The 2,532-nt window shown below is 61.9% G+C and carries 3 protein-coding genes; 2 read left to right on the top strand and 1 reads right to left on the bottom strand.

All coding sequences use genetic code 11. From position 1 onward, the window contains the following. The first annotated feature begins 109 nt into the window (after window positions 1–109). Entirely contained in the window at window positions 110–979 is an 870-nt protein-coding gene (locus A9995_RS15640; RefSeq protein WP_067614725.1) for a tyrosine-type recombinase/integrase, read from the top strand. A 9-nt stretch (window positions 980–988) separates the two neighbouring features. Continuing rightward, window positions 989–2,170: an IS91 family transposase gene (locus tag A9995_RS15645; protein WP_067614727.1), complete on the top strand. Its 1,182-nt coding sequence runs from the start codon at window positions 989–991 to the stop codon at window positions 2,168–2,170. Between the two features lie 123 nt (window positions 2,171–2,293). Here A9995_RS15645 and A9995_RS16885 read toward each other — a convergent pair. After that, window positions 2,294–2,532, bottom strand: a 239-nt coding sequence (locus A9995_RS16885; RefSeq protein ID WP_233998269.1) for a hypothetical protein, incomplete at its 5' end; no start/stop codon positions are given.

Below are 2,532 nucleotides of genomic sequence, written 5' to 3' on the forward strand. Positions count from 1 at the left end.
GGGATTGAACGAACCCGCTGCCGCGGGACAGGTAAGGGTATTGGCAGGAATGGTCTCCTGATGGAAAGGTTTGGTTGCTGATACCAACCTCTTACCAGGAGACCATCCCATGGTTGATACCACGACAGCGGTGAGCCCGCTGCGTCGCCGTATGATCGACGACATGACACTTCGCAACCTGTCGCCTGCGACGCAACGATCCTATTTGCATGCGGTGAAGAAGTTCAGCCGATATTTCAGCCGCTCACCTGATAGGCTGGGGCTGGAAGACGTTCGTGCATTCCAGGTTTATCTGGTGTCGCAGGGCATTTCCTGGCCGGCGCTGAACCAGACGGTCTGTGCGCTACGCTTCTTCTACGGCGTGACGCTGGACCGGGCGGAGATCCCGGAGCGGATTGTCTACGCGCGCACCCCGCGCAAGCTGCCGGAGATCTTGAGCGCCGACGAGGTGGTTCGCTTCTTGGAAGCAGTGCCGTCGCTGAAGGCACGCACCGCCTTGACCGCTGCCTATGCTGCAGGATTACGCGCATCGGAGACGGTGAGCCTCAAGATGGCGGATATCGACAGCGACCGGATGGTGATCCAGATCCGCCATGGCAAGGGTGCCAAGGACCGCACGGTCATGCTGTCGCCGCAACTGCTGCATATTCTGCGGACCTACTGGCGACTGGCACGTCCTGAGGGCTGGTTGTTCCCCGGCCGCGGAGACAAGCCGATTGATGTCCAGGTCCTCCACGCGGCCTGCCGATCTGCGACCAAGGCGGCAGGTCTGGTCAAGCGGGTCAGCGTACATACGCTGCGTCATAGCTTCGCGACCCACCTGCTGGAGAGCGGTACAGATATCCGGATTATTCAGGTCCTGCTGGGGCACAGTAACCTGTCGACGACAGCGCGCTACACCCACGTGGCAACAAGCACGATCGCCAAAACGCAGTCCCCACTCGACCTCCTGACGCTAGAGGTGGTGCCACCGAACTGAGCGGGACCTGTGCGTTCCGATCTGGAGGTGGCGGATATTTTCCGCCGCCATGGCCCTGCCTATCGCGATGCTCATGACGGCCATATCGGCCGCGTGGAACGCCGCGTCATGTCCGCGATCGAGCTCTGCCGGACAGCAGCGCTCGGTGGTCATATCGAGGCCTGTGAGGACTGCGCTCATACCCGCGTCGCCTATAACTCCTGCCGCAACCGGCATTGCCCCAAGTGCCAAAGCGCGACGCGTGAACGATGGCTTGCCGACCGTCAGGCGGATCTGCTGTCGGTACCCTATTTCCACGTCGTGTTCACGGTGCCGGCCGAAGTCGCCGAGATCGCGTTCCACAACAAGGCGGTAGTCTATGCGATCCTGTTCGACGCCGTCGCCGCAACGCTCAAGACCATCGCCGCCGATCCAAGGCACCTCGGCGGCGAGATCGGATTCCTGGCCATTCTTCACACCTGGGGTCAGGCGCTCACCCATCATCCGCACATTCATTGCCTCGTCCCCGGCGGCGTTCTCACTTCGGATGGACGCTGGCTCGGTTGCCGGCCCCGCTTTTTCCTGCCTGTCCACGTTCTCTCAAGCCTGTTCCGGCGGCTGTTCCTCGAGCGGCTTCAGACGGCGCATGCGGCCGGGCGATTACGCTTCTCCGGCAAGCTGGATGGGCTTGATGACGCCGACACCTTCGCCGCCGCGATCCGGCAGCTGCGCCGCAAGAACTGGATCGTGTATGCTAAGCCGCCGTTCGGTTCACCTGAACATGTCCTCGCCTATCTCGGCCGCTACACCCACCGAGTCGCCATCGCCAACAGCCGTTTGGTCAGTGCCGACGAGACCAGTGTAACTTTCCGTTGGCGCGATTATCGTCATGGTAATGCGCCCAGACTGATGTCGCTCGATCCGCACGAGTTCATCCGCCGCTTCCTTATTCACAGCCTACCGGACGGCTTTCATCGCATCCGCCATTACGGTTTCCTCGCCAATGGATGCCGCCGGGCCCGGCTCGCGATCATCCGGCAGTTCCTGATCGCGGCGATGCCCGCTTCGACTGCCGCAGCCAGTGAGGCCAGCAAACCGCTTCCCCGCTTTGACCCAACCGTCTGCCCGTGCTGCGGCGGCATTCTGCGCATCACCGCTACGATGCCGCGCTGGCGCACCGGGCCATCACGGCCGTGGCCCGATACGTCATGACCACAGGATACCATCCCGACATCAATCATGGCAGCGCCTCGGTATCAGCGCTGAGGGACGCAATGATCTTCTATGTCCGGTATCTTGTAGATCCGCCGACCGGACAGAAGCTTTACCTCGCAATCAGCCCAAATTGCCGATGGGTGCGTCGATCACTTCGACGTTTGCAGACAATTCGGCATCGTCATCACCGGTATGGCGGCATCGCAACACCCAAGCCCAGTCGCCAGGAACCAGCGTTGCGGAACTAATCCCATAGGTCGCGAGCGCGTCAGCGGGTTCGCTCAATCCGGCTTCAATGAGGTCGCGCACACCGCTCGGCCTGACCCTCAGCGCCGCGCGCGACCTCACAGAACCCTCCA

The organism is Erythrobacter sp. QSSC1-22B, assembly GCF_001678665.1.
GTDB lineage: Bacteria > Pseudomonadota > Alphaproteobacteria > Sphingomonadales > Sphingomonadaceae > Qipengyuania.